The following is a 6,000-nucleotide window of genomic DNA, read 5'->3' as shown; positions in this document are numbered from 1 at the left end:
TTTTGACGAGCCTAAAGAAGCCCCGTTATCGAACATGAAACGGGCGTTAGACAAGCAATTACCGCCAATGGCACATATTGAATTACTGACCTGTGATGATTTACCGGCGTTTATCACTAAAACCCGCGCCTTAGCGGACAAGCTGCCTGAAAGTGAAAAAACTATCATATTAGTTGAAAAAGAGGCGCGATTAGTGCAAGCCGCTAAACCGGCAGGTTGGTTAAGCTCTGGGGTGGCGATTCATTTTACCGACACTACCGAGAGCTACTATATTAAAATCAAACCGGTCTATACCGTCAATCTTCCCTCAAGATTTTTTCATACTTCAACCGAGCAGCTGTTATTCGACCCAGGGGTTGGCAAGGTGGTTAATGGCATTAATGGAAAGATACAGGCAAAAAGCCCGTCAGCGCAACCGTACACCTTAACCGCAAGTGAGAAAATGTATGTAAGGCGGATATATCCCGAATTAACCGAGGCAGATATCCCCGATAAAGTTGAGCTAATTAGTGGCGGAAAGGGGCAAGATACGACGTTACCGAGTGTCTATTCTGAGCCTGCGAATGATGATGATTTTTTCACGATTCGCTTTATGATTGAAAACAAGCCGTACTGGATAGCCGCCAGTAAAGTCTTACACCTTAATGGCGAAGATGGGCAGCTCAATTCAAGCGTAAGTTATTGGCATAATTTTCCGTTATCATTAGATGACAACCTTTCTCCACAGGAAAAGAAACGTAATACGGTATGTTACCCTCGTACCGTGTCCCTAATTTCATTAGAGAATGATGGCTTGATAGCGATAGAGGATGAAAACACAACCTGGGTACAAGTGACGGCACTGGATGAGCAAACACTACCGATACACGGTTGGGTGAATATAAAAGACAATGCACAAGCGCATATCAAACGACGTAGTCCATGGCACTGGCCAGGGTTTGACACGATAGAAGAAAAAGCCACGGTGGGTGAATTATCTGACAAGATAGGCAAGAATAAAGTGGCGAAATTAGATTTAGCCGATTACACCCCAGCGATGCGGGCATTACACCAAATCTTAACGGGCACACTGATTTATTCAACCCAACGAAAAAAAGACCTACCGCCGCCGACTTTTACGGATAGGGATTTAAAGGAAGGATTACGCCGAAGCTGGACGGCGGAGTTGATAGGGCATTTACTGGTGAAATATGAAAGTGAATGGTATGCCGATGAAGCGTTAAGCAAATGGAACGAAATTGATGACTTATTTGAAGAAGAAAAACAACAACAAAAAGCACTTATTGAAGCGGGATTAGATAAACTTGGCATCACCGAGCCTTACCTCCGTGATTTTGCCTTAGAGGTGGTGGACGAAGCGCATGAACATGTCAAATCAAACTGGCAACTAGAAAAAGCGCAGCGCATTAAACCCTCACTGTGGTGGAAACAAGTGGCACAGGCACAAGCGCAAAACCCAACAGCAAACACAGAAGCAAATACCCCTAAACTGTCCAATCTATCTGCAGATGGCAAAGCATGGTTTATTCATCCGGTAGCGATGATGGATTATTTTTCAGGCGCAGGCATAGCTACTTATCATATTTATCATGATGGAAAAATTGAAAAACATATACCACAAGAAATACTCGAAGGTTATGAACAAAAATATAAATATGTTTATCATGATAAAGATAATAATGAGCATGAACTATGTATAGTTGATTGGCATACGATTAATAAGAAAAAACTTGAGAAATACCCTAGAGGAACATTTAAATATCCCGATCATGGAAGGGTCTCGGAAACTAAAACTAATGTAAGCGATGGTTATATAGTAGCTAAAGCTAAATATGAAAATGGTGATATTCATGAATGGATAAAAAAAGAAAAAGGTGTAAGTATTTATGAAAGACTCACTATGGCTAATGGTGATATAGCTGAATACGGAACACATGACCAAGATGGAATTGTATGGCGACTTTATAAAAAACAGCAAGAAGAAGCGCAATTGGTTAGAATGCCAGATAGTATTAACTATGAAAGCAATGGGGTAGTTATTAAATATGAACTTAAAGAAACTTATCGAAAATATACTAACTCAGATATTCTAGCCGGTTTTATAGGCGCATTAGCTGAAATAAAGGAAAATATCATTGTGACAGGTAGCGCTTATGAGCAAGGTTCATGTTTTCCTAGCGCTTTACACATAAATGGTCAAAGTATTGACACAAAATACATTAAAAAAGATAGAAATTTATCGGATTGGGAAAAAGATAAAGCATTTATTAATGCTTTAGCTAAATTTCATTTTCGAACGTTTCGGATAGGAAAAATAATTTATGACTCATTTAGTGGTATAGCAGGAGTAGTAAATGGTGGAAAGTTACATAATAGTCATTTGCATACAGAAAATTTTGATTTTAATGCTATTAAGGTAATTGAATAATTAGAAAATTTAAATTAGCAGGATAACGTGAAATGAAAAAAAATTTTTTAACTTTGATTTTATTTTTTATTTTTTCTATAGGATATGTACATTCAAATGAATCTCCGGATATTTGGGATTTTTATAAAGTTTCAAAAAATTCTGTTTCTGGGGAAGAATCCGATTCTGAAAGAGAAATTTTAATAGAAAGATTTTCGAAAATTAAACTCATATTAATTGATGGAAAAGTTATAGTCGATACAATTTGTTTTATTCCATATGAGACAACAACAAAGATGACTTCCCCTTTATCTTATTGGAAAACACCAGAAAAAGTCGAGGAGTATAAAAAAATTTTTTCAGCGGAAAAAATCCCTTTAAGATATCAATTTGAAGCAATAAAATTTCCTAATAATGACAAAGATGATTTATGCTTGGAAGAAGGTTTGACTGATTTAATAAGGATCGACAATTATTTTGTTTTTTTGACCAAGTCAGGTTACTTGATAACATTTTCGAAGCATATAGAAAAAAATAACGGATCACCTGTAACCTATAGAGGATTTAATTATAAGATACCAAAACGTGAATTTAGTTGGTTTGGTCATCCAATGTTGACTAATAAAAAAATTGTAGATGATATGAATAAGAAGTGTGATTTCCCTGATGATGGATCTTATTATAATTCATACTTTTTTAGTGAGTGTGATTTGAATGAATTAGGTCTTTATTTTAGTGAAATTAGTAGAAATTTACTTGACAAAATGGACAAAAAGAAAGTGATATATCAAAAAGGAGAATATCAATACAATTTAACTAAAAAACAGCACGAAGAGTTTGATTTCGAAATATATTTAAATATTGAAAAAGGTAATAAATTAATTGATAGATTATCTATTTATAAAGAAAAAATTTTAGAATCGGCTGCTTTTGAACAGGATTACTATATTGATGAAGATTTTAAGAATATTTGGTTACTAAATTATGTTGGTAGTGACGAAACGCAACATATTGAAAAATGGAGGCATTATAAAATAGATAATAGTGGGCATTTCAAGCTATTGGAATCGATTTCGTGTAAAAAACGTGATAGACAAGGAATCGTAAAATGTCACAATGATTAAGAATAAAATGATCAAATTGGATTTAGAAGATGATAGCCGGCGATGAAGGCACTACACCAAATCTTAACGGGCACACTGATATATTCAACCCAACGAAAAAAAGACCTACCGCCGCCGACTTTTACGGATAGGGATTTAAAAGAAGGATTACGCCGAAGCTGGACGGCGGAGTTGATAGGGCATTTACTGGTGAAATATGAAAGTGAATGGTATGCCGATGAAGCGTTAAGCAAATGGAACGAAATTGATGAGCTATTTGAAGAAGAAAAACAACAACAAAAAGCACTTATCGAAGCGGGATTAGATGAGCTTGGCATCACCGAGCCTTACCTCCGTGATTTTGCCTTAGACGTGGTAGACGAAGCGCATGAACATGTCAAATCAAACTGGCAACTAGAAAAAGCACAGCGCATTAAACCGTCACTGTGGTGGAAACAAGTGGCACAGGCACAAGCCCAAAACCCGACCGCAAACACCGAAGCCAATATCCCTAAACTGTCCAATCTATCCGCAGACGGCAAGGCATGGTTTATTCATCCTGTGGCGATGGTGGATTATTTTGCAGGAAACACTGTCCTTTTCAAAAAGGGGGATAAAGATGAAATTATTCGGGAAATTAATATCAGACTTGCTGGATTTGGTGGCAATGTGCCAACAGATGAATTTACCGAAAGAACCGAAAATATGATCAAACAGTTTCAACGTGATTATATGCAAGTCGAGGAAACGGGCGTTGTGGATATGAATGTGATAAAGGCTATAGATGAGTTTTCTGTTAAATATGATTTACCAAGCAATGAATGGGTAAAAAAACCTCCTACTGATGACGAACAAATGTTTTGTCCCTGTGGATTGTGTGATGGATTTGGTAAAAGTAGACATAAAGATATGTACTACGGTGTAAAATTAGAAGCAACTCATAGGTATGAGTATCCTGGTATACACAGATCATTATTATGGGCATTAAAAGCCGTAATATTTTACTTACAAAAAGAAAATTCAGTTTATAGTTTTAGAAAAATTTCATCAGGATATAGGTGTTATGATCGAAATCTTCAAACAAATAGACGAACTACAAACCATAAAGGAAAGGCTTTAGATATACATTTTAATAAAAATGGTGTCAGGACAAGATCATGTAATGATATGAATAAATTACGCAAAGAAATATTTAATAAATATTTAGGAGCAAAATGGGATTGGTTAGCTGGTCAAGAAAATATGTTTAACTTAGAATCGTCTGATATTGGAGCAACAAGTTGGGTACATTATGATGTAAGAGAGTTTGATCAAATTTATTTAAAAGATGAATATTTCTGTAAAGATTCTGCAACGTTAAATGGTAAGCCATTGGCTTCATTATTGTAAAAAATAGCTAATGGATAATTTTAGGATATATTATGATAAATAACTATATAATTTATTTAGTATTCGGTGTAATTCCTTTTTTTGCTTATGCACAAGAACCCCCTATTCAACAAAATAATAAAAATCCCTGTTTTGAAAAAAGCACAGACACTTTACCATTAAATAAAGCACATAAAAATGTGTCATATAACTTAGCCAATAATGACAATTGTAAGATTGAGAATTTTGATTTTGGACATTGTGACAAGGAATTTCGCTATTTATCATTACCATCAAAAAATGGTATCGATATGGTATTGGTGCCAATGGATTGTGGTGATTTTCCTTACAGACTTTATTTATTGACAATAAAAGATCATCAAATCCATTCAAAATTATACGTTGAAGGTGAATGGTACGAACCAGGAAATAATGAAAATCTAATTGAAAAAACATATTTTACTATCTCAAAGGATTTTATCATTACCGTTACAACAGAATATGATAATAATTTAACAATTAAGCATTATTATTTAAATCAAGATGGATACCTTAAAGAAAAAACCAACAATAATTAAATACATTTTATTTTTATCATTCCTGAATTTTATTACGTCATCAGTCATAGTTGATGAAAAAATCTTCGGATAATTGGCGAATTATTTATGGTTTGTGCTAAATGTTACTTTGCTGAGTGCAGATTCTGAGCCTGTAAATGATGAGTTTTTTTTATACTATCCGTTGTATGCTTAAAAATAAACTATACTGGATAGAATCGAGTAAGGTATTACACCTTAATGGACAAGATGAGCTAATTGCTTTAAACATAAATTGGTTAAAAATTTAGGAAATTAATAACATGTTTGGATTTCATCTTTATATAATTAAAAAAAATATATCGTTAGCAAAAACTATTTGTTTATTATATATTTTTTTAAATTTTTCATATGTCCATGCAAAAGATATTAATCAAGCTTATTGGATTTTGGATAAATATATAGAAAATGATGCTCTAATGAACAAAAATGATTATAACTCCGATTATTTGAACAATCTACGAGTTAAACTAATTGATAATATCATTTATATTAATAATAATCAGTATAATGTTAGCGTACATAG

4 protein-coding genes and 1 pseudogene are annotated in these 6,000 nt (G+C 34.0%); all 5 read left to right on the top strand.

Features of this window, described 5'->3' with window-relative positions:
- Window positions 1-2,428: pseudogene (locus tag A9G24_RS07420) on the top strand (hypothetical protein); the annotation flags it as partial.
- A 32-nt stretch (window positions 2,429-2,460) separates the two neighbouring features.
- On the top strand, window positions 2,461-3,531 hold the full coding sequence (locus tag A9G24_RS07415; protein ID WP_065638437.1) for a hypothetical protein: 1,071 nt from the start codon (window positions 2,461-2,463) through the stop codon (window positions 3,529-3,531).
- 42 nt (window positions 3,532-3,573) lie between these two features.
- Complete coding sequence (locus tag A9G24_RS07410) at window positions 3,574-4,899, top strand: peptidoglycan-binding domain-containing protein (protein ID WP_065638436.1); 1,326 nt, start codon at window positions 3,574-3,576, stop codon at window positions 4,897-4,899.
- 32 nt (window positions 4,900-4,931) lie between these two features.
- On the top strand, window positions 4,932-5,456 hold the full coding sequence (locus A9G24_RS07405; RefSeq protein WP_081303097.1) for a hypothetical protein: 525 nt from the start codon (window positions 4,932-4,934) through the stop codon (window positions 5,454-5,456).
- Window positions 5,457-5,737: 281 nt separating this feature from the next.
- Window positions 5,738-6,000, top strand: a 263-nt coding sequence (locus A9G24_RS13045) for a hypothetical protein (protein ID WP_218056247.1), incomplete at its 3' end; no start/stop codon positions are given.

This window comes from Gilliamella sp. App6-5 (assembly GCF_001690525.1).
Taxonomy (GTDB): Bacteria; Pseudomonadota; Gammaproteobacteria; order Enterobacterales; family Orbaceae; genus Gilliamella; species Gilliamella apicola_H.
Note: the sequence above shows the minus strand (reverse complement) of the source record. Positions and strands in the feature narration are given on the sequence as shown.

Bases quoted from the DNA above. Each gene is read 5' to 3' on its own strand.
- A9G24_RS07405 (WP_081303097.1), top strand. From the start codon at position 4,932: ATGATAAATAACTATATAATTTATTTAGTATTCGGTGTAATTCCTTTT.
- A9G24_RS07415 (WP_065638437.1), top strand. From the start codon at position 2,461: ATGAAAAAAAATTTTTTAACTTTGATTTTATTTTTTATTTTTTCTATA.
- A9G24_RS07410 (WP_065638436.1), top strand. From the start codon at position 3,574: ATGAAGGCACTACACCAAATCTTAACGGGCACACTGATATATTCAACC.